Raw genomic sequence first — 24,803 nt, 5'->3', positions numbered from 1 at the left:
ATCGCCAGGCTTTAATACCCAAACCCCAAGGTGCTTTGTGCCTTGGGGTTTTTTATGGGGCCTGAAAAAAAGCCCCCGTCGCGAATGCTCCCGGGGGCTGGCTCGTGTCGGCGCTGAAGCGCCCTAAGTTCTCAACATTCTCTGCGACCTGAGCGTCGTCTTGAGGCGCCGAGTATGCCCAGACCGGTTGCAAGTAGGGCGAGAACACCTGGCTCTGGGACCGCTCGCGCGAACGCGCTCGTACGTAGAGTAAAGGTGTTCTGGTTACTGGCGTCGAAGCTGACTGGGTCTATGAAATAGGTGACGTTGAATTTCGCCAAGTCCTCAATTTCGCCCACACCCGCCAGACAAGCGACCGGATTCTCTGGCGGTGTATCGGGGCACGCCGCAAGCGTAACGTTAGCTGCTTGCTCGACTAAGGCACGCTCAACATCCTCAGCACTATCGTATCGCTCCCCTTCATTTCCCTCGGCCGTCGTCAGAATGTTTCCATCGTCGTCAAGCGCCCGGTTCATGATCCACTTGCCACTGGTGTTGTCGAAGTGCGCCATAAGTACGGCATCGGTAGCTGCATCGCCGTCGTCGTCGTAGAAATACCCGTCTGGTACCAGGGAATAGGACAGCCAGTCTCCAAACAGGGCTTCATAGCCATAATCCCCGCCAAAGAGCCCCGCGCTTTGGAACAAATCCTCGCCCACGTAACTCAGGTTGAAACCGCTCCGTTCGCCGCTGAAGTAACCACGCAAGGTGTCGGGGCGGTCCTCCGTTTTGTCACCGAAGAGCCCTGACGCAAAAAGAGAGCTGAACTGGTTAGGTTGTGCTGTGTCGCCAAAGTTAACGAATTTTAAACCGTCAGTATCAGTGGAGTCCCCAAAATCACCCCCAATACCGAACCCGAGGCCGATACTGAACCCGCTCAGAACTGTGTCGGTATTGTTACCGTATTTCTGGAAGACCTTGTAGAGCCCATCATTCGGTTCAGTTAGAGAACTGGTGCTCAAATCAAACACCAAATCGATTGCGCCAGTGCTCGTCTGGTCCATTTTGAAACGTTTGCCGCTCTGGCGCGGGCCGTTACACGTTGCCTCGCCGGCTGCCATGATGCAGTTATCGACCGCGCCATTCACGCCGGTATCTGTGGGTTGGGGTCTGAGTTAAGAACCTTGAGCCCTGGGGTATCCCCTTCCGGTGGCGTCCACGTGATGTAGCCACTGGTGCTCGCTGTACTGTCTGAGGCACTTTTGTCGTAGATCTCGCTGAACAAATTGCCGTCTGCGTCAGCTACGGTACCGACTTCGACGTTGCCGAGGTTCCAGGTGTCAATTTGTGCAGCGAATACAGAACTTGCTGAAAAGCCCCCAATGGCAAGGGCCAGAGTCGAAGGTAAGAAGCGGTGCGGCAGCCTCATGATGTATCTCCTGTTGTCTTTGATTTGACCACCAGAAAAGCCATATTCCGGCGGTTAAATCAGACTGAGCAGATTCTGTGCCAATACATTAGAAATAACTAAATAACATGCAGTTATAAGCAGCGTTTCGCTATTGGCGGGTCATGCCGGTAGAGGATTCGAGTGTCAGTGTAAAAAACTTCGACAACGGGCGATGGTATGCTGGCTGGGCCGCAATGACAGCCCGCGCTTTAGGAGGGATAGCCCCGCTACAGTCGGGGGTGGGCTCCCGCCAGGCTTTTAAACCCGAACCCTGAAGTACCTTGTGCTTCAGGGATGTCTATGGGGCCTCACTTGCTGTGCGTTCAATTTTTTTCAGCATGAACTCCACGGCTCCGCGGATCTCCTCGTCCGAGCAGTTATCGCACAGCCCCCTTGGGGGCATGTCGCCAATGCCCTCCAGGGTATGCCGGTACAGCGCCTCGATTCCCTGTTCCCTGCGTCCCTTCCACTGGCCGGGCTGGTCAAGCTGGGGAACACCTTCAAGCCCGGCACTGTGGCAGCTGCTACACAGCTGTTGGTAGAGTGTATAGCCATCCCGGGCTTTGGTGCCGTCAAGCGCTTCACCTTGCGGGTCGCGATGGAGTCGCATTAACCGCCCACCATTTTGTACCAGTAGATACAGCGAGCCATCGCTCGCGACCTTCAGATCTCGAATACGTCCCTTGGCTTCATGCAGGATGCCCCGTTCTGAACGTACCTGCCCATCAACGAATGCCAGCTTGCTGACGTGAGCACCCTTGAGCGCGCCAACCAGCAGGTGTCCCTCCCACTCCGGGAACATCGCGCCGTGATAAATGGTGATTGGCGAAGCGGCAATAGACGGTAAATAAAAATAGAGTGGTTGCTGCAAGTCGTCGTGCCGGGTGCCGAGGCCGATCTTTTCCGTGGTGTAGTTGGCGCCGTAGGTAATGGTGGGCCAGCCATAATTCCGCCCGGCCTCAATCACATTGACCTCGTCGCCACCCATGGGACCGTGCTCGGTCTGGAAGAGTTTTCCCGAGGCGGCATCGAACACAAGGCCCTGAGTGTTGCGTACTCCCGCAGCGTAGATGCGTGGGTCGATACCGGGTTGGTCAACGAAGGGGTTGTCAGCCGGGATGCTGCCATCGTCCATAAGGCGCAGGATCTTGCCATGCAGTGAGCCCATGTCCTGCGCACGTGTATTTTTAGTACGGTCTCCGATGCCGACGTACAGGTAGCCTGCGGCGTCGAATGCAATGGCGCCACCAAAGTTCGCGGGCGCCTTGGTAAACGGCTCAGCGGTGAGCAGGCGCTCGACGCGCTCCAGCGCATTGCCGTTGAGCTGGGCACGGCTGAGTGCCGTGGTATAGAGGTCTGGCTTCTCACTATGCTCGGCGGCATGCGTGAAATACACCAGTCCGTTTTGGCTGAAGTCAGGGTGCAGGGCGATATCCATCAGACCCAGCTGCCCCTTGCCTGAGGGTATTGGCGGCAAGCCTGTGATAGCAATGGCACTGCCGTCCTCGAGGTTCACGCGTTGCAGGCTGCCGCCAATTTCCGTGATCAGTGCCGCTGTTGACGACAGCATCTCCATGGCCCAGGGATACTGCAGGCCTTTGGCGACCGTATCCAGGCTCGCATCGCGCACGTTGACGGCGGCAAGCGAGCGTAGATCGCCATAGTAGGGGGCGGGTTCTCCCGGCCGCCGCTCGCGGCGTTGCTCTGGTGGCTTCTTTTGCGGGCCCGACGATTTGACAGCCGCTGGCGCGGCGTCATGCTTCGTCGCCCCGGGGTTTTCCTCGGTTGCCTTGCTGGTAACGCCGGGAATGGCGGGAAGACTACCGAGCAACGCGAGCGCGGCGCCAAGAGCAAATGCGAATGCTATTGCACCCGCCAGGAGTAGGGCCCTGACGGCTATTCGTTTTGACATCATTCCCCCTGGTCAACACAAGCCGCGTACGACGCCGCAACAATAACATGCGCAGGGGACCGCTGTGCAGCGTCAGCGCTGGGCTTTGAAACCTGCTTGCTGCGCGTCCCAGGTTGCGCTGGTAATGCCCGCCTCGCGCAATTTGAATTTTTGCACTTTGTTGGTCGGGGTGTAGGGCAGCTGCTCTACCTGCTCCAGGAAGCGTGGAACAAAAAAGTAAGGGGCATTTTCGTTGATGAACTGAGCCAGCTCCTCGGGTGGCAGTGTCTGCCCCGCTTTCAATATGTAGTTCAGCTTCAGCTCGGTCTCGGAGGCGAGGATATCGCTGGGTACACCGAACGCGGCACAGTCTGCCAACGCGGGATGGCGTCGGGCGACCATTTCTACTTCAAAGGTGGAAATATTGCGCCCCTTCAGGCGTACCGCATCTTTCTTGCGGTCCGAGAAAAAGTAGTAACCGTCCGGGCGTCGCTTCAGCATATCGCCTGTCTTGTACCACTCTCCCGAATAGCTGGCCGCTGTCGCTTCCGGGTCGTCAAAGTAACCATTGAATATCACGTAGGGTTCGCGTGGACGCACCCATAATTCCCCTGGCTCGCCATCTGCCACATCGTTGCCCTGGTCATCGACCAACCGGGCTTCCAGCGCCTTGGCGGGTGTGCCACAGCTTCCGGGAGGCAGGCTGGTTTCGTCCGGGGTGACGATCACCAGCTGCATGGCTTCGCTCTGTCCGAGCCCCTGGGGCAACAGTTCCACATTAAATCGCTCACTGAACGGGCCCGCGACATCGGCCGGCATCGGTACGGCCATCAGTTTGCGCAGACTGTGTTTTGCGTCATCCTCACGCAACGGTGCGTTCCACAGAAACATGTGCATGGCGCCCAGTGTGAAGCTCTGTGTGGCGCCGTAGTAGTCCACCCGCTCCCAGAAATGGGTAACCGAAAATGACGTATCGATCGCGAGCGGAATGCCCACGATCAGTGAGCGCAGAATGGATGTGACCCAGGCAGCCGAGTTGTACATGGGCAGGACAGTGTAGATGACATCGCCGGGGCGCGTTCCGAACAACGCATCACCCGACGCCACGGCATTGAACCACACGTTGTGACTCTGCATGACGCCTTTCGAGCGGCCTGTGGTCCCCGAGGTCCAGAGTACCGCGCAGGTATCGCCATAGGTTTGGCCGGACATGTCGGGCTCGCTTGCACCTTCAATATACAGTGAGTTGAAGGCATGGGCGCCGGGGAGCGCCGTGCTCTCGCCGAGAATGACGTAGTGCCCTGCGCTCAGCTCGCCGTGTACATCGGCAAGTCGCTGCACATGCGCGTCGTCGGTTACCACAATATGGGCTCGCGTGCGGTTGATGGTCTCCGTGAGCCAGGCGCCCTTGTAGTCAGAGTTGACCGGGCTCCAGACGGCGCCCAGCTTATTGGTCGCCAGTGCCAGAAAAATGACTTCTGGCGAGCTACCCATGAAGAAGGCGACCCGATCGCCTTTGCCCAGCCCGAGGCCGGCCAGTCCGGCGGCAAGCTCGTTAACTTTACGGTCTGCCTCGGCAAAGGTGTAGTGCGTGTCGCCAAACATGATGTACGTGGCATCGGGCTGTTGCCTGGCTTGCAGGCTGAGTGCGCGCCCCAGGTGACGGTCTTCGATGCGATCGAATTTCAATACATTCATGCGTGGCTCCGAAAAAACGATGGGAAGGCTGAGGTGTGGCTCACAGGGTGACGCCGGACCGTGGATTGCTGGCCAGGTGTTTACCCATGCTGGCCAATTCATGCGCGGCGCCTCCGAGGTCGAACTCGAGTTGCTTGGCCCAGAGGAAGAAGCGGTGAATAGGGTACTCTACATCCGCGCCAATACCGCCGTGCAGGTGCTGTGCCGTATGGGAGACGCGGTGTGACGTCTCGGCCGCCCACCAGCGCGCCGCGCCGGCCTGGAGGGAGGCATCCAGCCCTTCGTCAATCCGCCACATGGCACTGTCGACCACGCCACGCAGCGCTTCAATATCCATGTAGGCATCTGCGGCGCGGTGGGCGACGGCCTGGAAACCGGCCAGGGCTTTGCCAAACTGCTTGCGCTCGCTGGTATAGCTCGCGGTACGCGCGAGCGCTTCGCTGGCCACGCCCAATTGTATTGACGCGGTCATCACCTGTTGGCGTTGGCGCAGCGCGGCGATAGCGTCACCGCCACCGAGGTCGATAGCCTTGGCGCCAGCCACTTGCAGCCGTGCTGTAGGGCGGCCATTACTGACCTGTTGTGGTGTCAGTGCAAGGTCAGCTTCAGCGGGAGAGAAAGCGATCAGCCTGTCGCCCGCGCAAACCACGATATACAGCGCTCCCTCGGCCCAGGGGACCATGGTCAGCTCGCCGCTCAGGGTGCCGTCTGTGAGTTCAAGGCCTGCTCCCAGGCTAAGACTGAGGTGGGCGCTGCCATTTGCCACCTTGCTTAAGCCCTCAGTGACACCAGCGCGCTCCAGTGCGTAGGCAGCGAGTAGCGTTTCTGCCAGGGGAATCTGGGCGAGAACCCCGCCCTGTGCCTGTGCGACAAGGCACTGCGCAGCGAATCCCATACCGGAACCGCCATTGGCTTCTGACAGCCCGAGCGCGGTGAGACCTGAGCTTGCGAGAGTCTCCCACAGCCCGCGGTCAAAACTGTTCTGGTGCCGCACGCGCGCGGCATCGTCCACCTGGTCGCGAAAAATACGCGTGGCGAGCTCGGCAATGGCCGCCTGATCGTCACTCAATGAGAAGTCCATGGTCAGTCTCCTGTTGTGCAGCGTACTCGCTGCTGCGTGTTCAGTGTAAGGTCTATCGTTTCAGTGAGAGAACCCTGTCGGCGTGGTTGAGCACGCGTCGCGGTGGATTACAGGCGAAAAGTCCGCGGTAGAACAGTGCCGCCAGCCACTCGGCGAGTTCATCCTCGCTCAAACCGAGTGCCAACAGGTCTGCGTTGCGTTCGATGTACCGGGTGCGCAGCACTTCCTGCCCTATACCGCTGAGCGCGTGTACCACAAGATTGACCTCGTGCTCATTCAGGTCACTGTTCGGAAACACATAGGGAAACACGGCAGCCAGCAGCTTCAAACGGCGATTGTAGGAGGCCTGCCAACGCGCTCGGAATGCCGGGTCGTCAACGCAGAATTGATCGATACAGCGCATGATCCCCGGGTGCGCTGCGTGCGCGTGCACGGCGACCCGGTAGTGTGAGCGCAAGCGGCTGAACCAGTCCCCTTTGCTGACGTCGCGCTCGATCTGCTCGGTGGCTTCGAATGCTGCGATGTGGTCCTCGAGGATTTCGTCAATCAGCGCTTCGAGCCCATTGTAGTAATGATGGAACAGGCCTGCCGCCACGCCAGCCTCGGCCGTGATGTCCTTGACCCGCAGCTGGTGATAACCCACCCGGTCGAGCAGAGCGATCGCGGCACTTTTCAGCCGCTCACGCGCAAGCTCCCCCTTGGGGCGCCTTGGTGTTGGTGATGTGTTGTTGCTTATCGGCATCGTATCGGTGCGTCAGGCTGAAACTGGATTATTATTGATATTGAATCCAAATTCAATAATAATCCGGTCACGACTATTCAAGTAATCAGGAGGCGGGTAACCGTGCATATCGACTATACGGCAGAGCAGCGGGCCTTGCGCAGTGAACTGCGGGAGTACTTTCAGTCACTCATGACCCCCGAGCTGATAGAGGCGACACGCGGCAATGAAGGTGGCGAGGCTTACAAGTCGGTGATTCGCCAGATTGGCCAGGACGGTTGGTTGGCGCTCGGCTGGCCCAAGGAGTACGGCGGTCAGGGGCGGGGGCCCATGGATCAGATGATCTTTTTCGAGGAGGCGCAACTCGCTCGCGCGCCGCTGCCATTCGTAACGATTTCCACGGTTGCCCCCGCCATTATGGCGCATGGTTCCGAGGCGCATAAAGCGTTCTTTCTGCCGAAAATCGCCGCGGGTGAACTGCACTTTGCCATTGGCTACACCGAACCCGACGCCGGCTCCGACCTTGCTGCGCTCAAAACCACTGCAGTGCTCGAGGGCGACGAGTGGGTTATTAACGGCACCAAGGTATATACCTCGAGCGCGGAGGCGGCGGATTACATCTGGCTGGCCGCACGCAGCGACCTGGAGGCCCCCCGCCCACACGCCGGTATCAGCATCTTCATGGTCGATGCGCATCAACCGGGTTTCAGCTTCGCACCTATCCACACAGTGGGTGGCGTACGCACCAACATGAGTTACTACAACGACGTGCGCTGTCCCAATGACATGATCTGCGGGCAGGTCAACGGTGGCTGGAAGTTGATTACCTCGCAGCTCAACCACGAGCGGGTCGGGCTGGCCGCCATCGGTATCTATGCGTACGGCCTTTATCAGGATGTGCTGGCCTGGTCTCGCGAGCCCGACGCGGAAGGCGTTCGGCCAATTGACGATGCCACTGTGCAGCGCCTGCTCGCGGAATGTTACGCGCGCCTTGAGGCCATGCGCCTCATGACCTGGCGCATGGCGTGGAGCATGGAGCACGGCGAACCGGAGGTCGCCTACGCCTCAGCCATGAAAGCGTTCAGCACCGAGGGCCTGATCGAGGTGTATCGTTTGTTGATGGACGCCATGGGGCCCGCCAGTATGCTGCATCGCGGCAGTACCGGTGCGGCGCTGGCCGGTGATCTGGAAGAGGAATACCGCAAGTGCCAGATCAATACCTTCGGTGGTGGCGTGGTGGAGCTCATGCGCGACCTGGTGGCCGCGTTCGGCTTGAACATGCGTGCTTACAGCCGCTGATCGCACCCATTTTCGTGTTTCGGCCATGGTAATGGCGCCCCTTTAACGTTACATTGTCCTTGAGGGTAAAATAATAGACGGTAGTTAAAGTCATGAGTGTAGCCATCAAGGGCGAGGGGCGGCGTGAGCGCAAGAAGCGTGAAACGCGGGAGCGAATTCTATTGGTGGCACGCAGCCTGTTCACGCGGCAGGGGTACGAGGCAGTTACGGTCGAAGCGCTGGCCGAGGCAGCGGACATCTCCAAGCCCACGCTCTTCAACTACTTTCCAAGCAAGATGGCCATTTTGCAGGCGCTGGTGCCCGGCGTCGACGAGCGTTTCGCTGCCGCTATCGAGCGTTTTCGCGCTGAGGGTGGGGCCGCCGAGGAACAACTGGCCCGTTTCTTTGCCTACGGCGCCGAAATGACACGGAAAACCCCCACGCTCACCCGCGCCATGTTGATTCTGGCCCTGCGTGCCTACGAAGACCCACTCTACAGCGTTGATCAACACCGCTGGCCCCTGTTGCACGAGAGTTTTTGCGCGATGTTGCGAGATGGACAGGCGCAGGGTGAGGTGCGGTCAGATATCAGCGTTGAGCGGATAACGCATTATATCCTCGGCATTTATGTGTATGGCCTGCTCAGCTGGCTGTCAGACCCGAAATACAGCGTCGATGCCGAGTTGGCAGTGGCCGCTGCCTTCCTGGGGTCAGGGTTTTCCGTGCGTGCGGAGACCAGCACAGTCGACAACTGAATAATTCCCGCACCGCGTTCGCAGATTGGTATCGTTATCTGCACCGTATCCTCAATTTTTGGTAATTCATCACTATTCCGTGCTGGTTGTGCGGTGTAAAGTTGGCCTCCCGTCTAAAACGTAACCGCAGAAAAGTTTTAGGTTGGGTACAGGTAGCACCCAGGTAAGACATAAAAGGCCCGCATCGCCCTGGCGCTGTGCAGGGATAACTGTTCGACCCGCATGAGAGGATCCCCCATGAAGACATTCAGGTTCGCGCCGCGCCCACTGGCGCTGGCCCTGTCATCCATCGCCTTTGGCATGAGCATGGCATCGCAGGCACAGGTAACCGCGCTGGAAGAAGTGATTGTTACCGCGCAGAAACGCGCTGAAAGCACACAGGAAACACCGATCTCCATCACTGCCTTGACCACGGGCGCACTGGAGCAGCGTGGTATCGAGAACATTGAGGGCCTTATTGGTCAGGTGCCTGGCTTGAGCGGCTTTAACGCCCCGGGCTCACGCGGCGCGACCAGCATCTCCATTCGCGGGTTTGCCGGCGGTAGCCCCGCCAACCTGTCTCTGGATCCTGCGGTAGCTATTTACCTTGATGGCGTCTACGTCGGCAAAATGCAGGGTTCGGCGATGGATGTCGCTGAGCTCGAGCGCGTTGAGGTATTGCGTGGCCCCCAAGGCACACTGTACGGACGTAACTCTACTGCTGGCGCTGTGAACTTCATTTCCCGCAAGCCCACTGGAGAACTGGGCTTCCGCGTCAAGGGCACGCTCGGCAAGTATGATGAGCGGGCGTTGAAAGTGAACGCTGACTTGCCTTCCGTCGGTGAAGTCGGTGAAGGCCTTGGCAAGCTGTCGGCAGCGTTCGGTTTGCAGACGCGCGAGCGTGACCCGCTGTATGACAGCCTGAATGGCGGTCCCGGCTACGACAGCATCGATCGCCAAGCCTACCGTATCTCATTGCTGTGGGAACCCACCGATGCGCTAACCGTGGACTACAGCTACGACAAGAGCGATCTCGATGAGTTGGGTGGTTTGCAGAAGGTAACCGGTTTCACTGCGTTGGACCCCGCAGGCAACGTCGACCGTATTTCCGCCATGCAGGGTACTCTGCAGGGCGCGCAGTTCTGGGCCAGTATTCCGGGTAGCGACCCGCGTATTGCCTCGCGCTGGATTCCCTCGCTGCAGGAAAGCATTGCCGTGTATCAAGGCATCGCTGCGGATGGTCAGGGCCGTGTTGATGCAGCTGCTTCAGATTTCACGCCGCGCTCTGACAATGAAGTGGAAGGCCATACGGCAACCCTGAACTGGGAGCTGGGTGAAGTCGGCGTACTGGGTGATGTGACCCTGCGCTCCATTACCGCCTACCGCGAGTTGCAGACCTATGTGTTTGGCGACCTCGAGAACATCGACAGCACACTGGACGAGAACGGCGTGGGCGCTTATTCCGATCTGGTGCACTTGACCCTGGCGCAGTTGTACGGCCCGTCCTCAGGTTTTGCTTACCCCTTTGTTGACGGACTGTGGGCCGGCATCGACAGCCTGGGCGTGAACCACTCCAAGCAGGACACGCTGTCCAAGTACGAGCAGACATCGCAGGAATTCAACATCATCGGTGCGACAGACCGCGTTGATTACGTACTGGGCCTTTATTATTTCGAAGATGAAGGCGAGTACGATCGTGCCGCGATCTTCAGTGCGCCGTTGGCAGGTGCTGGCACGCAGTACTATGAGAACTCCACCGACTCGATTGCGGCTTTCACCCAGGCAACCTGGCGCCCCGACGTGCTGGGTGATCGTCTGTCGCTGACGGCAGGTATCCGCTATACCGAAGAAACCAAGGATATTTTCTACGACTATTCAGAGGTCGTTACACCGTTTGGCGTGACCCCGGCACGCTCGACAACGCGCGAAGAGGATTTCTCCAACGTCAGCGGTAACGTTACCGCCGCGTATCAGTTTACCGACGACCTCAACGCCTTCGTTCGCTATGCAACGGGCTACCGCAGCGGTGGTTTCAATGGTGAAGTGTTCGACAACGCCTACGACGAAGAAACCATGGAGCAGTGGGAGCTGGGGCTGAAGAGCGATTGGTGGGATAACCGCCTGCGTATCAACGGCTCGCTGTACACCTACGTGTATGAGGATCTGCAAGTCAGCCAGATCAAGACCGAGGGCGGACAGGCAACCAGCGTTATCACCAATGCCGGTGAAGCGGATCGCTGGGGGGGTGAACTGGAGATCCAGGTCGCACCCGCAGAAGATCTGGTCTTGAGCCTTGCATACTCCTACGTGACGGGCGACTTTGAGAAGTTCCCCGAACTGTGCGGCACAGGCGGCACCTGCATTGAAACCAAGGACAGCGCCAAGCGCGGGTTCCCGGACAACCAGATCAACGCCTCCGCTGACTACGTGTTTGCGCGCACCTCATTCGGTGATATCCGTGGCTATGTGCAGGTCAATTGGCAGGACGAGTGGTACGAGTCCGCCCTCTGGACGGCGAACGTCAGCGGCGTGCCGGTCATCTATGATCATGCAATCATGGACGAGCGCACCCTGGTTGATGCCCGCTTGAGCCTGGAAAGCATCAAGGTCGGCGATGGCGTGATGTCTGTGGCTCTGTGGGGTCGTAACCTGACGGATGATGACTATCCCACGTTCGCGATCAACTTCGGCGGCCTCGGTCTGACCACCGAAGAGTATGGTCCGCCGCGCACCTATGGTCTGGACATTACCTACGAGTACTGATTAACCAGGCAGGCTGTATCGATTTTGGGGGCGTCCTTGCGAGGACGCCCCTTTTTTTTCGGTTCAGCTTTTGAGGAAGGAGGCTCTCCGCAGGGTCTGCGGAGAGCCGGGTATTATCAGCCGACGAAAGACTTGCTGGGTGCCGCAACGCCTTCTGACTCGGTCCCTTTCAGGTAGGCCAGCATGGTGTCGGCATCCGAGACTTCGAAGGGGTCAGTCGGGCAGACATCGCCAAAGTCGGGCTCGGCGAACAGCTTCTCGATCTTGCCATCGTTGACCAGCATGGAGTACCGCCAGGAACGCATGCCGAAGCCCAGGTTGGACTTGTCGACCAGCATACCCATTTTACGGGTGAACTCACCGTTGCCGTCGGGCAGCATTTTCACGTTCTTTGCGCCAACCTGCTTGCCCCACTGGAACATCACAAAAGCGTCATTGACCGAGATGCAATAGATCTCGTCAACACCTTGGCTCTTGAAGTCCTCGAACAGCGCTTCGTAGCGCGGCAGGTGGTTGGAAGAGCAAGTGGGGGTAAAGGCACCTGGCAGAGAGAAAACGACGACCTTCTTGCCAGCAAAGATATCGTCTGTGCTGGTGTCCTGCCAGCGGTAAGGGTTCTCGCCGCCGACGGATTCATCGCGAACACGCGTCTTGAAAACAGTTTGTGGAACCTGTCCTGCAGAGATCATGGTAACTCCTCGTCTATGACTCAATATGTGATCGCACAGTGCCCGTGTCGGCGCCCTGCTACGAACGCGTACTGTAACCCGGAACATCGGTTCTGAAAACATGATTAATTCGAACCATACGATCTATAAAACAGTATGTAGGCGCAGGTAAGTTGAACGTCATCGTGTCATATGCTTGAAACATGGAGCGGGACTGGGCATCTTAGCGTTCAAGCATCGACACTCAGGTCGGCGCGCATAGTCCCGGAGATTAATAATGACAAATCAGGATGTTTTCCGCCGATCAAGCCTTCGTCCGCTGTCCCTTGCGCTGTGCGCTGCGCTGCCTGTGCTGACCGCCTGCAGTGATTCTGTGGATAGCGTTGTGGCCCCTGTCGAACCACCGCCAGAGCCTGCGGCGGTACCGTTCCAGGAGCTTTTGGATCAGGGCATTGCGCGCTACCTGGGTGAATATACGCCGATGCTGTCTGAGACGGATGGTGATGTCGTCAATCACAGCTTCGGGGCGGGAGACGGCCCCCTGTGCCTTACCGGGGGTGAATACACCATGGCAACCCGGGATACCGGCTCTGAGGATCTGGTGATTTTCCTGCAGGGCGGTGGTGCCTGCTGGTCCGACCTTTGTTTGGCTACGGAGCAGGCGGCACCCGGCATTCCACCGTTGGGGGTGCTGGATCCCGCCCTGGCGGACAACCCGGTTGCGGGTTGGAACACAGTGTACCTGCCTTACTGTGATGGCTCTTTACATGCCGGTGATCAGGATGTAGATACGGACGAAGATGGTAGCGCCGACCGTTTCCATCGGGGCCTGCACAACCTGTCTGCTTCACTGGACGTTGCGGTGAATACGTTCCCGGCGCCGCGGCGCATTTTACTGACCGGTGTTAGCGCCGGGGGTTTTGGTACAACGTATGCGCTACCACTGGTGCGCCAGTTGTACCCAGACGTGCCGATAGAGCTGATCAATGATTCTGGCTTGGGGTTGGGACGTATTGACGATCCTTCTTTCATTGAGCAGTTGCTGACAGAGTGGAATGCGACGGCGTTTTTCCCCGAGAGCTGTGAGACCTGCATTGGTGACGACGGCCACATCACCGACTATCACAAATACCAGCTCAGTGAGGATGACAATTTCAGCCTGGGCATGATGAGTTACACCCGGGATACGGTGATCTCATTGACTTTTGTGCAGGTGGGTGGCGAGGCATTCGAGGAAGCCTTGATCGGCGAATTGGATGACCTTGAAGCGGCGTTCCCTGAGCGGGTTAAATCGTTTGTGGCGACAGGTGCGGAGCATACCTTCCTGATCGGCGACCTGGGCAAGACCGCCGGCGGAGTGTCCGTGGCTGATTGGGTGAGTTCTATGCTGCAAGGTGACGGTTGGGAAACGACACGCGACTAGTGACTACGAGCGCAAGATAACAAAAGGCCCGCTGATGCGGGCCTTTTGTTATCTAAGCACTGACGATCAGGGGCCGCCGCCAGGCACCAGACAGTCAGGGTCGGTATTGGGGTCACACTCGGGCTCTGGTGCCGCCTGACAGGAGAAGTCCCGTGCGACAGTCACGCCACCACCGTCTACCGAGATGGTTATGCTGCCACCGGCATTTTCGACAATGCTGAAGGCTGGCAGGGTGAGGGCACCAATGCTGTTGCTGTCCACGACTTCAAAGTCCGTGGCGCTGCCGCTCACCTCGCAACCATCCCCGGTGACGGAGACGGTCGAACCACCCGCAGGTGCGTTGTTGTAAATGTCAGCCACGTACACGGTGTACGTCCGGCCTGCCTGCAACACGGAGGGCTGGCGGCGCGTGCTGTTGTCGACCACGAGGATGTCGAAATTGGAATCCGAACCCATGACCAGCACCAGGCTGTCACGCACGTTCACGAGCTCGCGGCTGCAGTACACCCCGTCTCCTGCGGGGGGGCAGAGCACCCCATTGTACAGGCCGTTGGGGAATGTTGAGCTGGTGCCACGCGAGAAGGTACCGTCGCTGTTTAGGTCGACGAAGGTTTCTTCCGACCCCGCCGCCGCACAGTTGGCGGGGGCTCCCGAAACACAACCCTGTGCCGGGTTATAGCGGCCGTCCTCATTGTGGTCGAGGAATGCTTCGGTCAGGTTCTGAAAGCTTTCACCCTCGTCGTACAGGCCATTGCCGTTGGCGTCGATGAACGACTCCTCACCCAGTGCGGTCACCAGAATGGTAGAGCGCAGCCCGCGGATATAGCCGAGGTCGTCCGGGCAGGGTCCGAAGCCGACGTTGTGGCTTGGGCAGCTGTAGTTGCTGTCGCGGGTAGTGCGTACCAGGTCGCTATTGAAGGTGGGGAAGCGCGGTGCCTGGCTGGTCCAGATCACGGAGCAGGCCCCCCCATCGGTAACGCAGGAACCCTGGATGGAGCCGTATTCAGTCTGGAACACGGCTGCTGTGCCATCCGGCACCGGGTTGTTGAACTTGTCTGCCATGCGCACGGTGATTTCGCTGGTGATGCCGTCGAATTCGCGTGCGCCGCGCACGGTCAGCTCGGTTGCAGACAGGCTAACCGAGTTCTGGTCCGGCAGGCCGGTCGTTACTGCGAGTACGTCGGAGACCGTCGACAAGTCAAGGGTGCCGCTGCTCGTGTCGGCCATGATGGTGGCGATAACGCGTACCGCTGTGGCCACGTTGCCTGACTGTACCGTGGCGCTGACGATGCCTTCCGTGTTGGAGACCGCGCGCGTACGTACCAGTGACAGGCCACCAATGGTGGTGCTGAGAGAGAAGTCAACGGCAACGCCCTGGATAGGCACGTTGTCGGAGTCAGACACAATAAAGGTGACGGCCCCGGTTTCCTGCAGGCCACTGCCGCCGCCGGTGCCGCGCAGGGCGAGTACCGCAGGTTCGGCACTGTCAAAAACGATCGAGGTGGCGCCAGGGGGCGCCACGGTGATGTTGGTGGTGGCGGTGCTGGCAAGGCCTGCGATGCTTGCGGTTACCGTGTCCGTGCCGGAGCAGCCGGCGACAGTGTATTCAACCGTGACCCGACCATCGGTTGTAGTGGCCGACACCGGCAGTTCTGCCAATCCGGACCGCTCGCAATCACTGCGGAAGCGCACTTCCTGCTCGGTGCTGACCGGCTCCCCGTCACCGTCGACCACAAACACGGTCAGTTCGGCAGAGCCGTTACGCGGCAGGGTGTCACCGCTGATGCCAATAACGCCCGGGCGAAAAACACCGTCGGCGAATGAACCCAGTCGCAGGGCAGCCTGATCTATGGAGAAGTTTAGCGCTTCGGTCACGGTGCCCGCGGGCGCATCCACGCTGACCGTGATGGTGCCTGCGCCGAGTTGCCCGTCACCACTCACCTGCAGCGTGGCGATGCCCTCGGCATTGCTGAGTGCCGTGCCGGTATCCGGCGCTATCACGCCCAGCGATGTCGTCGCCGAGACCAGTGCGTCCGCCACGGGGACACCGCGATCATTGTTGCGGTTTACGCGGACTTCCAGTGTTGCCGGTGTGGTCGAAGTGACGCTGCTGGTAGGGTTGCCATCGGCATCGAGCAGGGTCAGCGTGAGGGCGTAGGTCACGTCATCCTCGCCGGGCTCGGGCAGGAACCCGCCACCGCCACCACCGCCGCCACCGCCGCAGGCATACAAACTCATGAGGAGGGCTAGCCCGAGAGTAAACCGGCTGGTGAGAGTGGCAAACCGAGTGATCATTGTCTTCCCCTTAGTGCCCGCGATAGTGAAGAAGGTTTTATTGTGTCCCTCAACCCGCCCCCTGAGGCAGGGAGCGATCGAATCAGTGAGTCGAGGTTAGCACGGAAATAAGAGGAAAAGTTCATTAATAACATGATGATAGACACTTTTTGTGATTTTCTACACAAACAAGCCGCCGTATCCTCTATCTTTCACAAGCGTTGCCCCCTTTACCGTCTTTCCCAATACTCCAAGCACGCCCGGCATTTGGCAAGCACTTTCCTGCAGAATCCCGAGCCCGGTGGCCTACAACCAGCCCGCAACACCCAGGATCTTCAACCCGCCCAGGCCCACTGCGACCGCTACCACCAGGCTTCCCAGCAGGTTGGCAAGCCAGCCATTGGCCTGTGCCCCCAGCAGCGTGCGACTGTTCATCACCAGGAGCAGGAAGACGGCGACCACAGGCAGCAGGAGGCCATTGGCTGCCTGTGCCAGTAAAATCGCGGCGAGTGGTCGTGTGCCCAGCGCCGCGAACAGCGTGCCGGTGGTCAGTAGAGAGATCCATATCAGGCGGAAGCCCGGAGCGCTCATGCGGGATTGCCAGCCCATGGCGCCACAAACCGCATAGGAGGCGGCGAGTGGGGCGGTGATCGCACTGGTCAGGCCGCCGGCGAACAGGCCGGCGGCAAAAATGCTGTTTGCCGCGGGCCCCAGCAGCGGCTCCAGTTGCCGCGCCAGCGAACTGCCGTCGAATGTCACGCCGGTACCAAAAAAAGCCGTGGCCGCTGTGCTCATGATCGCCAGGGTGATCAGCCCACCGAGACCGATGGACAGCCCACTGTCCAGGCGCGATTCGTGCACTGCCCGCTCCAGACTGATGTTCGCCGGCCACTTTTCCCGCACGGCATTGGCATGCAAGAACAGGTTGTAGGGCACTACAGTTGTGCCAATCAGCGCGATGGCGACCATGACCGATCCCTCGGGCAGCGTCGGGCGCAGCAGACTGTGAAGAATGTCGGCCACGGAGGGGCTCACCACGATCGCGGCGAGCATGAACACTGCGCTCATTACCAGTACGAGCAGGATCAGCACGGCTTCCAGCACCGCGTAGCGGCCACTCGCCAGCAGGCCGGCAGCGACCAGCCCAATGACCACGGACCAGAAAGCGGTGCCGAGACCGGATACCGTGTTCAACGCCAGCGCTGCTCCCGCAATGTTGCCTGCCTCGTAGGCCGCGTTGCCAATGCCAATGGCGACCACCACAAGGATAACCGCGAGTTTGCCCAGTAGTGGGCTGGTGAAGTGAGCGCGCATCGCTTCTGCCAGGCCAGCGCGTGTCGCGAGCCCCAGGCGGGCACTCATTTCCTGCAGGATATACGTGGCGAACACGGAGAACAGCAAAGCCCAGAGCAGAGCGAAGCCATAGTGTGCGCCGGCGGAGCTCGCGGTGGTTATAGTGCCGGGGCCGATGAAAGCTGCTGTAACCAGCAACCCGGGGCCAAAGCGGAAGCGCTGGTTACTGGACGTCATCAAGTGGTGCTCCCACGTGGCTTCAGCGTCCATGTTAGCAGCCTTGTGCTAGGTTGTCGGCGCGTGCGGCTGCTAACATGACCGCTATGGCCACGTTGACTGCTGTCCCATCACTGTGCGTTTCTGTGGTTGTCTACCACAGCGATCTGGCGCGCCTGAAAGAGACTCTGGCTGCGCTGCTGGTGGCGGTGCAGAAGGCGCGTGAAGCCGCTGCGCTCACAACGGTTGCTGTGTTCGTCGTGGACAATTCGGTGTGCAGCGTCTATCACCAGGCGCTGCACGATACCATCGGTCAGTTGCCCTGGGAGCGCACCGAAGTGGTGTGCCGCGTACTGCGGGCGACGGCCAATCTCGGTTACGGCGCCGGCCACAATAGGGCCCTGGAGCACAGTGGTTCTGACTGGCATCTGGTGCTGAACCCGGATATTGTCACAGACGCCCGGGCTCTTGCTGTCGGCTTGGGGTATCTGCGCGAGCACCCGCAGGTGGTGCTCGTTTGCCCCCGGGGGGAGCTGGCAGATGGCAGCCCGGCGTATCTTGGCAAGCGTATGCCCACAGTGCTGGTGCTGGCGTTGCGCGCCTTTGCGCCCGCGTGGTTACAGGCCCGCTTCTCGGCGCGCCTTGCCGCCTACGCCATGCACGACGTACACGCTGCCGGCAGGCCTTCTGCGGTGCCGCTGGCAAGCGGCTGCTTCATGTTGGTGCGAGGGGCTGTGTTGCGCCGCGTGGGCGGTTTTGATCCGGCGTTTTTCCTGTATTTTGAAGACTATGACCTGTCCTTGCGCCTGGCTGCCCTGGGTGACCTGCACTATCTGCCCGAGATGCGCGTGCGCCATTACGGCGGGGAAACGGCACGCAAGGGCTTGCGGCACGTAAGCTATTTTCTGCGAGCGGGCCTGCGTTTCTTCCACCGTTACGGGTGGCGCTGGCTGTAGCGCCCTGCGAAAACTGCTAGACTGCCGGCTCGTTGAAACGTGAAGCGACCATGGCAATCCCACGAGATTTGCACAAGCTGGCGTGCCTGGAGCCCCTGGGATTACAGCTGCTGGTGGCCCGCAGGGTCTTGCCCGGAGCGGCGCCGAGTGTGCCGCGTGTTCCGGTTGTCTGGCGGTCTGAAGCGGCCGCGCCGGCCCTGGCGGACGCGCCGGTCGCTGCCGAGGCGGTATCGACAACCGACCGGGCGGCGGCCTCACCCTCCCTCGCACCGTCGGCACCAGCCAAGCGCGCGCCAACAACGGTGCCCGCACCCACGCCCAAGCCTGTTGCTGCACCTGCGGTCGCGTTCAGCGTGGTGGCAATTGTTGCGGGAGGCTGCCTCTGGTTGCAGCCTGCGAACGGCCCGGAAGTGCCAGCAGAGCAGCTGCAGTTGATTCGCGCCATGGCGTTTGCCCACACCATGCGTCGCGGCGGTGAGCGGGAGGCTGCGCCGCCGGCTACGCGGTTCGATTGGCCCCTGCACACGAACCGTCAGCTCGACCTGGGCGAGGAGGCCGCGGCCGCAGCGCTCACCGGTTTTGTGCGGCGGCAGTTGCGCGATAAGGGCTGCCATTGTCTCGTGCTGCTGGGCGCGCATGCTGGCCAGTACCTGCTGCAACCAGAGCTCGACACGGTCCCTACCGTGCGGTTGCCGGATAGTGCCGAGATGATTGCTGAGCCCGTATTGAAGCGCGATGCCTGGCTGGCGCTGGCGGCGCTGGAATCCTAGCCGTGTCTCCGCTTATCAGGCCCGCGTTGCCTGAAGATATCCCCAGCATGGCTTCACTGGATGCGCAGGCATCGGCCTGGCCTTGGCGGGAATCACAATACGTGCGTTGCTGCGCGGTGGCTGAAGAGGCCGCGGAGCGCGCGCTGTTGCTGGAAGTGAACGGCGCCCTGCAGGGGTTTGTGGTGTACGCGCGCGAGTTTGATGACGGCAGTATCTACAATATTGTGGTTGCCAGCGCCGCGCGACGCCAGGGGTTCGGGGAATGTCTGCTGCAGGCGGCGGTTGATGCCATGCTTGTAACCGGAGCGCGGCGCTGTGTGCTTGAGGTGCGCAAGTCCAATATGCCCGCCCGCCGTCTGTACGAGCAGATGGGGTTTCACGTGGACGGTTTGCGGCGCAACTATTATCCGCTGCCGCCTGGGCGTGAAGATGCGGTACTGATGTCACTGGATCTGTGAGAGAACAATGAACGTAGTGGAAACCGAGTGGTGGACGATGGCGCTGGCGCCTGAATGGTGGGCTGATGTCGAGGAGGACGGCACGGTACTCGTCGCCGACGAAGACGATGTAGGCTGCCTCGAGATGACCACGCTGCACAAGACAGACGGTGACCTCGGGCAGGCAGAGCTCCGGCAGATTGCGGCGGCGGAGTCGCCCGCGGCAGCAGGCTGGCAGGCGGTCAACTGTGGTGACTTTGCTGGCTGGTCGACCCGTTTCATCGAGGAAGATGCGGCGGTCCGCGAATGGTATCTTGCCGCGCACGGCCTGTTGCTGTTTGTCAGCTACAGCTGCGACAGTGACAATCGTGGCATGGACGATGCCGCTGTCGACGCACTGCTGGACACACTGGCGCTGAGCGAGCCCGCCCCGGGCTGAGTGTCAGCTGATGGTACCGGTAACGCGCACCCGCTTGGCGCCTTTGACTGGCCTTGCTTTCAGCGCGTCCTGGCGGCGTTTTATGTGACTGTCGATAAGGTTTTTGCCGGCGATCATCAGCCCGGTGAAAATAAACGCACCTGGAGGCAGAATGGCCAGCAGGAAAGGCTGGTAGTTATCGATCAGCACCAGTTTCCAGCTCGCCGCCGAGTCGCCAAACAGCAATTGCATATCGGCGAACAGGGCCCCGGTGCCCAGCACTTCGCGCACCGCGCCCAGCATCACCAGCACCACGCCAAAGCCCAGCCCCATGATCAGGCCGTCGTAGAGCGCCGGCGCCACTGCATGCTTGCTGGCAAAGGCGTCGGCGCGGCCCAGAATGACGCAGTTGGTGGTGATCAGCGGCAGGAAAATCCCCAGAATCTGGTAGAGCTCGAAGGCAAAGGCCTGCATCAGTAACTCGGTGCAGGTGACCGCAGAGGCTATGATCATAACGAACACCGGCAGGCGCACGGCATCCGACACCACGTTGCGGATGACGGAGACCGCTGTGTTGGAGCAGGCCAGAACCAGTGTGGTGGCGGCGGCCAGGCCGAGCGCATTGACCACATTGCCGGTGACCGCGAGCAAGGGGCAGAGTCCGAGCAGCTGCACAATCGCCGGGTTGTTTTTCCACAAACCGTCGAGAGTCAGTTCGCTGTAGGCGGGGGTGCTCATGTGGTGGGCTCCTTCGGCGCTGCGCCGGGCTTGCCAAACAGGCTGGCACGTTCGCGCTGCACGAACTGCAGGGCCTTTTGCACTGCCGCGACGACCGCACGCGGGGTGATTGTGGCGCCGGTGAACTGGTCAAACGTGCCGCCATCCTTGCGCACACCCCATTGGGCGGGTGGCGGATGGGTCAGGGATTTGCCGTTGAAGTCGAGAATCCACCGTGACTTGCGCAGGTCGACTTTGTCGCCCAGGCCAGGCGTTTCCCGGTGTTTTACAGCGCGTACGCCGGCAACGGTGCCGTCCGTATTGACGCCGACGATCAACTCGATGTCGCCGCTGTACCCGTCTCGCGCCACCACCGGCACTATCACGGCGACGGCGTCGCCGTTCTGGCGTGCGATGTACAAGGGGCGGGCTTCGCGCAGCCCAAGGTCGTTGCTCCCCGGCTGCAGTGTGCGAGTGTCGTCCAGCATGCTGTTGTCGTGGCGCTCGCGGGGCACGATTTCAAGCAGCGCCTGTTCTTCCGCGTGGCGTTGCTCCAGGGCAATGGTGTCCCGCGTGGCGAGCCAGGTACCGCCAATCAGCAATGCCGTGCACAGGGCGAAGAGCGCCAGCAGGGCGCTGTTGCGGGTAATTGATTGCCCCAGGAGCTGCATCAGCCGGTGCCTCCAGACTTGCCATGGCCATAGACGCGTGGCTGGGTGTAGTGGTCGATGAAAGGTGCGGCAAAGTTGGCGATGAGTACCGCAAATGCCACGGCATCCGGGTAATTGCCCCAGACGCGAATCAAATACACCAGCACGCCGATAAGCGCCCCGAAGACCAGCCTGCCCCGCACCGATACCGCGGAGGAGACCGGGTCGGTAATGATGAAGAAGGCGCCGAACATGGTGGCACCGCTGAGCAGGTGGAACAGTGGCGACCCGCCACTGCTGGAGCTGCCACCGGCGTAGAAAAGCGCTGACATCAGCGCGAGGCTGCCAAGCATGGCCACCGGGGCATGCCAGGTGAATATGCGCCGGTATAACAGCCACAGGCCACCGGCCAGAAAGGCGAGGTTCACCCACTCCCAGCCAATGCCCGCCCAGCGCCCGAATTGTGGTGTCTGGGCCCACAGGTCTTCCATGAGCAGTCCCTGATTCTGGCGCAGTATATCGAGCGGCGTCGCCATGGTGACGCCATCGAACTGCGCGGGCAGGAAGCAGGCTTGCAGGGCCTCCCAGAGATTGGGTACGTCCGCAAGGCCACGCGGTGGCGCCCACGCCGTCATCTGCACAGGAAAGGAAATCAGCAGCACGACGTAGCCCACCATGGCGGGGTTGAAGGGGTTATAACCCAGCCCCCCGTAGAGTTGCTTGGCCATCAGAACGGCGGCAGCCACCCCTACCGCGATTAACCACCAGGGGGCATAGGGTGGCAGGGCGATGCCCAGCAATACGCAGGTCACCAGGGCGCTGCAGTCTTTGAGGTAGAAGGTCAGGGAGCGTCCGCGCAGGAAAAGCGCCAGGGATTCAAGGGCGATGCCGACCAGGCACGCCCAGGCTACATTGACCAGGGTGCCGAAACCAAAGAACAGGGTGAGCACAAACACACCCGGCACGGTGGCCAGCAGCACCTGGCGCATCACCATCCCTGTGCTGTAGCTGCCGTGGGCATGCGGCGAACTGACGCGCATCAGTGCCATCAGGTTGCTCCTGATGCCGTTTCGGCTGACTCGGCCTCAGCCAGCTTGCCTTTCAGGCGCTCCACCGAGGCCTGCAGGGCGCTGACGATCTTGGCGTCCTCGCCAGACGCAAGGCTTTGCGCCAGGCGTTGTTCGGCTTTCGCCAGTTTCTGGCGCAGCGCAGCCTCGGGAGAAACGCTGGCTGCGACGGGTTGGCCGTCTTGCTGTGCGGCCTTCTTGGCCTTGGCGCGCTCGATGGCGGCCTGGATCGGGTCTTCCGCGCCCCCCTGCGCGGCCAGTTCGGCGCGCTTCTCCGCGGCCGCTTTGCGCGCAGCTCGTTTGGCTTCGCGTTCCTCTTCTTCCTGCGCCAGCCTGGCCTGGCGGGCCTCGAAGCGCTGTCGTGCCTGCTCCGATTTGGTGTGCTCGCGGCGCTGTTCCAGAATGTCGGCCTTGGAGGCGCGGTAGTACTGCACCAGTGGGATGTGGCTGGGGCAGACCCAGGAGCACGCCCCGCACTCAATGCAGTCGAACAGATTGTGCTGCTCCAGCTTTTCGAATTCCTTGCCCTGGGCAAACCAGAACAGTTGCTGGGGCAGCAGGCTTGCCGGACAGGCCTCGGCGCAGAGGCCGCAGCGGATGCAGGGCTGCGCGGGCGGTGGTGGCGGCAGCTCGGCGGCGGTGGGTGCCAGAATACAGTTGGTGGTCTTGACGACAGGTGCCTGCGCGGTGGTGACGGTGAAACCCATCATCGGTCCTCCCATCACCAGGCGCTCGCAGCGCTCCGGGTGCAGGCCGGCAAGCTCCAGCAGGTACTGCATGGGCGTGCCCAGCAGCACCTCGAAGTTCTGCGGGGCCTCCACCGCATCGCCGGTCACCGTGGTGATGCGCGAAAGCAACGGTCGTCCATGGCAGATGGCGTCGCGCACGGCCACGGCGGTGCCCACGTTCTGGCAGACAATGCCGATGTCTCCCGGCAAGCCGCCGCTGGGCACCTGCTGCCCGGTGAGAATTTCGATGAGCTGCTTCTCTCCGCCCGACGGGTATTTGGTCGGGAAGGTCACCACCTCAATGGCTCTGCCTGTGGTGGCCGCGCGCAGGGCAGCAATGGCTTCGGGTTTATTGTCTTCCAGCCCCAGCAGGATGTCCTCCGGCTGCAGGATATGCTGCAGAATGGCAATGCCTTCGACGATATCGGTGGCCCGTTCCCGCATGAGGCTGTCGTCGGCCGTGATGTAGGGTTCACATTCCGTGCCGTTGATGATCAGGGTCTTGACGGCGCGCCCGGGCTTGCCGGCGAGCTTCACGGCAGTGGGGAAGCCCGCCCCACCCATGCCCGCGATGCCCGCTGCGCGGATCAGCTCCAGCAGCTCGGTGGCTTCGCAATCGAGGTAGTTGGCCACACCCTGAACCGGCGCCCAGCGGTCTTCCTGATCGCTGTCGATGACGATACAGGGTGCGGGAAAGCCGGAGGGGTGGGGTATGGGCCGGTCTTCAATGGCGCTGACCACGCCTGAAGTCGGCGCGTGTAGTGGCACGCTGACATGCCCACCGGGCTCGGCAATCAACTGCCCTTTGAGTACCCGCTCGCCAACGGCAACCACTGCCCGCGCCGGCGCACCAATATGCTGCGACAGGGGCAGAATCAATTGTGGCGGTATGCCCGCACTGCGAATCGGCTGCTGCAGTGACTGATGCTTGTTCTCGGCGGGGTGAATGCCGCCGTGGAAATCATGCACCCGTCTCATGCGGCACGCTCGGCGGGTGTGGCATCGGTGGCGATAATTTCCAGGTTGCTGCTGCGTTGGGCGGGCATGTGCCAGTGCCAGGTCTGCAGGCTTTCAGGCTGCGGGATCATGTCGATGCAATCCACGGGGCAGGGCTCCACGCAGAGGTCGCAACCTGTGCACTCGCTGGCGATCACGGTGTGCATTTGCTTTGCTGCGCCCAGAATTGCGTCGACGGGGCAGGCCTGGATGCACTTGGTGCAACCAATACACTCGTCCTCTCGGATGTAGGCCACCGCCTTGACCTTTTCTTCGCCATGTTCCTCGTCCAGCGGCGGTGCTTCCACGTCCAGCAGGTCCGCCAGGGCCTGGATGGTCGATTCGCCGCCGGGCGGGCACTTGTTGATGGCTTCGCCGCCGGCAATGGCCTCGGCATAGGGACGGCAGCCGGGAAAGCCGCACTGTCCGCACTGGGTTTGCGGCAGGATGGCGTTGATTTCATCGGCAATCGGGTTGCCTTCGGTACGAAAGCGCACGGCCGCGAAGCCCAGCAGCGCACCGAACGGTGCGCCGAGTCCGACCAGCGCCAACAGCGCCGCAAGCAATGGATAGTCTGCAATCCAGCTCGGCATAA

22 protein-coding genes are annotated in these 24,803 nt (G+C 60.8%); 8 read left to right on the top strand and 14 right to left on the bottom strand.

The window, feature by feature from the left end; all coding sequences use genetic code 11:
• Nucleotides 1-131: 131 nt before the first annotated feature.
• The 6 genes from EGJ68_RS14835 to EGJ68_RS14810 form a co-directional block, all read right to left on the bottom strand.
• Nucleotides 132-1,127, bottom strand: a complete 996-nt coding sequence (locus EGJ68_RS14835) for a choice-of-anchor F family protein (protein ID WP_123035321.1) — start codon at nucleotides 1,125-1,127, stop codon at nucleotides 132-134.
• The gene (locus tag EGJ68_RS14830) at nucleotides 1,124-1,408 is read right to left on the bottom strand and encodes a hypothetical protein (protein WP_123035320.1); all 285 of its coding nucleotides are present in this window, start codon (nucleotides 1,406-1,408) and stop codon (nucleotides 1,124-1,126) included. Before EGJ68_RS14830 ends, EGJ68_RS14835 begins: the two co-directional genes overlap by 4 nt.
• Nucleotides 1,409-1,727: 319 nt before the next feature.
• Entirely contained in the window at nucleotides 1,728-3,341 is a 1,614-nt protein-coding gene (locus EGJ68_RS14825) for a PQQ-dependent sugar dehydrogenase (RefSeq protein WP_158283690.1), read from the bottom strand.
• A 72-nt stretch (nucleotides 3,342-3,413) separates the two neighbouring features.
• The gene (locus tag EGJ68_RS14820; RefSeq protein WP_158283689.1) at nucleotides 3,414-5,018 is read right to left on the bottom strand and encodes an AMP-binding protein; all 1,605 of its coding nucleotides are present in this window, start codon (nucleotides 5,016-5,018) and stop codon (nucleotides 3,414-3,416) included.
• 40 nt (nucleotides 5,019-5,058) lie between these two features.
• Entirely contained in the window at nucleotides 5,059-6,099 is a 1,041-nt protein-coding gene (locus EGJ68_RS14815) for an acyl-CoA dehydrogenase family protein (RefSeq protein ID WP_123035317.1), read from the bottom strand.
• Nucleotides 6,100-6,151: 52 nt separating this feature from the next.
• The gene (locus EGJ68_RS14810) at nucleotides 6,152-6,841 is read right to left on the bottom strand and encodes a TetR/AcrR family transcriptional regulator (protein ID WP_123035316.1); all 690 of its coding nucleotides are present in this window, start codon (nucleotides 6,839-6,841) and stop codon (nucleotides 6,152-6,154) included.
• A gap of 102 nt (nucleotides 6,842-6,943) precedes the next feature.
• Here EGJ68_RS14810 and EGJ68_RS14805 point away from each other — a divergent pair, with 102 nt between their 5' ends.
• The 3 genes from EGJ68_RS14805 to EGJ68_RS14795 all read left to right on the top strand — a co-directional run bounded on the left by EGJ68_RS14805 (nucleotide 6,944) and on the right by EGJ68_RS14795 (nucleotide 11,595).
• On the top strand, nucleotides 6,944-8,119 hold the full coding sequence (locus EGJ68_RS14805) for an acyl-CoA dehydrogenase family protein (RefSeq protein WP_123035315.1): 1,176 nt from the start codon (nucleotides 6,944-6,946) through the stop codon (nucleotides 8,117-8,119).
• A 92-nt stretch (nucleotides 8,120-8,211) separates the two neighbouring features.
• Nucleotides 8,212-8,853 (top strand): TetR/AcrR family transcriptional regulator, encoded by a 642-nt coding sequence (locus EGJ68_RS14800; protein ID WP_123035314.1) that lies wholly within the window; start codon nucleotides 8,212-8,214, stop codon nucleotides 8,851-8,853.
• 237 nt (nucleotides 8,854-9,090) lie between these two features.
• A complete protein-coding gene (locus EGJ68_RS14795; RefSeq protein ID WP_123035313.1) occupies nucleotides 9,091-11,595 on the top strand; it encodes a TonB-dependent receptor in 2,505 nt (834 codons plus the stop codon).
• 116 nt (nucleotides 11,596-11,711) lie between these two features.
• On the opposite strand, the gene EGJ68_RS14790 is transcribed toward EGJ68_RS14795, so the two are convergent.
• The gene (locus EGJ68_RS14790) at nucleotides 11,712-12,284 is read right to left on the bottom strand and encodes a peroxiredoxin (RefSeq protein WP_123035312.1); all 573 of its coding nucleotides are present in this window, start codon (nucleotides 12,282-12,284) and stop codon (nucleotides 11,712-11,714) included.
• 256 nt (nucleotides 12,285-12,540) lie between these two features.
• On the opposite strand from EGJ68_RS14790, the gene EGJ68_RS14785 reads away from it, so the two are divergent.
• Nucleotides 12,541-13,686, top strand: coding sequence for a pectin acetylesterase-family hydrolase (locus tag EGJ68_RS14785; RefSeq protein WP_123035311.1), 1,146 nt, complete (start codon nucleotides 12,541-12,543; stop codon nucleotides 13,684-13,686).
• Between the two features lie 66 nt (nucleotides 13,687-13,752).
• On the opposite strand, the gene EGJ68_RS14780 is transcribed toward EGJ68_RS14785, so the two are convergent.
• A complete protein-coding gene (locus tag EGJ68_RS14780; RefSeq protein WP_158283688.1) occupies nucleotides 13,753-15,981 on the bottom strand; it encodes a hypothetical protein in 2,229 nt (742 codons plus the stop codon).
• A 285-nt stretch (nucleotides 15,982-16,266) separates the two neighbouring features.
• Nucleotides 16,267-17,523 (bottom strand): Nramp family divalent metal transporter, encoded by a 1,257-nt coding sequence (locus EGJ68_RS14775; RefSeq protein ID WP_233248843.1) that lies wholly within the window; start codon nucleotides 17,521-17,523, stop codon nucleotides 16,267-16,269.
• Between the two features lie 44 nt (nucleotides 17,524-17,567).
• Between EGJ68_RS14775 and EGJ68_RS14770 the strand changes: the two genes are divergently transcribed.
• Genes EGJ68_RS14770 through EGJ68_RS14755 form a run of 4 tightly spaced genes read left to right on the top strand, consistent with a single transcriptional unit; the run spans nucleotide 17,568 to nucleotide 20,071 of the window.
• Nucleotides 17,568-18,425, top strand: a complete 858-nt coding sequence (locus EGJ68_RS14770; RefSeq protein WP_123035308.1) for a glycosyltransferase — start codon at nucleotides 17,568-17,570, stop codon at nucleotides 18,423-18,425.
• A gap of 50 nt (nucleotides 18,426-18,475) precedes the next feature.
• Complete coding sequence (locus EGJ68_RS14765; RefSeq protein WP_123035307.1) at nucleotides 18,476-19,195, top strand: hypothetical protein; 720 nt, start codon at nucleotides 18,476-18,478, stop codon at nucleotides 19,193-19,195.
• 2 nt (nucleotides 19,196-19,197) lie between these two features.
• Nucleotides 19,198-19,653, top strand: coding sequence for a ribosomal protein S18-alanine N-acetyltransferase (gene rimI, locus EGJ68_RS14760; protein WP_123035306.1), 456 nt, complete (start codon nucleotides 19,198-19,200; stop codon nucleotides 19,651-19,653).
• Nucleotides 19,654-19,660: 7 nt separating this feature from the next.
• A complete protein-coding gene (locus tag EGJ68_RS14755) occupies nucleotides 19,661-20,071 on the top strand; it encodes a hypothetical protein (RefSeq protein ID WP_123035305.1) in 411 nt (136 codons plus the stop codon).
• Between the two features lie 3 nt (nucleotides 20,072-20,074).
• Here the strand turns inward: EGJ68_RS14755 and EGJ68_RS14750 are convergent, their stop codons facing one another.
• From EGJ68_RS14750 to rsxB, 5 genes are read right to left on the bottom strand one after another with little or no spacing between them, the layout of a single operon-like run.
• On the bottom strand, nucleotides 20,075-20,788 hold the full coding sequence (locus EGJ68_RS14750) for an electron transport complex subunit E (protein WP_123035304.1): 714 nt from the start codon (nucleotides 20,786-20,788) through the stop codon (nucleotides 20,075-20,077).
• On the bottom strand, nucleotides 20,785-21,438 hold the full coding sequence (gene rsxG, locus EGJ68_RS14745; RefSeq protein WP_123035303.1) for an electron transport complex subunit RsxG: 654 nt from the start codon (nucleotides 21,436-21,438) through the stop codon (nucleotides 20,785-20,787). The genes EGJ68_RS14750 and rsxG overlap by 4 nt, the downstream gene beginning before the upstream one ends.
• Nucleotides 21,438-22,466, bottom strand: a complete 1,029-nt coding sequence (gene rsxD, locus EGJ68_RS14740) for an electron transport complex subunit RsxD (protein WP_123035302.1) — start codon at nucleotides 22,464-22,466, stop codon at nucleotides 21,438-21,440. Before rsxD ends, rsxG begins: the two co-directional genes overlap by 1 nt.
• Nucleotides 22,466-24,190 (bottom strand): electron transport complex subunit RsxC, encoded by a 1,725-nt coding sequence (gene rsxC, locus EGJ68_RS14735; RefSeq protein WP_123035301.1) that lies wholly within the window; start codon nucleotides 24,188-24,190, stop codon nucleotides 22,466-22,468. The genes rsxD and rsxC overlap by 1 nt, the downstream gene beginning before the upstream one ends.
• Complete coding sequence (rsxB, locus tag EGJ68_RS14730; RefSeq protein WP_123035300.1) at nucleotides 24,187-24,801, bottom strand: electron transport complex subunit RsxB; 615 nt, start codon at nucleotides 24,799-24,801, stop codon at nucleotides 24,187-24,189. The genes rsxC and rsxB overlap by 4 nt, the downstream gene beginning before the upstream one ends.
• Nucleotides 24,802-24,803 lie beyond the last annotated feature (2 nt).

This window comes from Haliea alexandrii (assembly GCF_003719295.1).
Lineage (GTDB): Bacteria > Pseudomonadota > Gammaproteobacteria > Pseudomonadales > Halieaceae > Haliea > Haliea alexandrii.
Note: the sequence above shows the minus strand (reverse complement) of the source record. Positions and strands in the feature narration are given on the sequence as shown.